At 67.0% G+C, this 215-nt stretch carries 1 protein-coding gene; it reads right to left on the bottom strand.

Features of this window, described 5'->3' with window-relative positions:
- A partial coding sequence (locus tag AC5ZG5_RS46700; protein ID WP_496165630.1) for a putative Ig domain-containing protein occupies positions 1–215 on the bottom strand: 215 nt, incomplete at both ends.

Genomic DNA, 215 nt, shown 5'->3' with positions numbered 1-215 from the left:
GCGATATTGAAAGTCTCGCTGGCGGAGAGGCCGGCGGGATCGGTGGCCGAAACCTGGACGCCGAGGGTGCCGACATTGGCCGATGCCGGCGTGCCGCTGAATGTTCGCGTTGCCGCGTTGAACGTCAGCCATGTTGGAAGCGCCGCGCCGTTCAAGCCGGTTGCCGAATAGGTGAGCGCGCCGCCGTCGGGATCGTTGAAGGTGCCGGCGGGCAG

Source organism: Bradyrhizobium sp. Ses1 (assembly GCF_059512365.1).
Note: the sequence above shows the minus strand (reverse complement) of the source record. Positions and strands in the feature narration are given on the sequence as shown.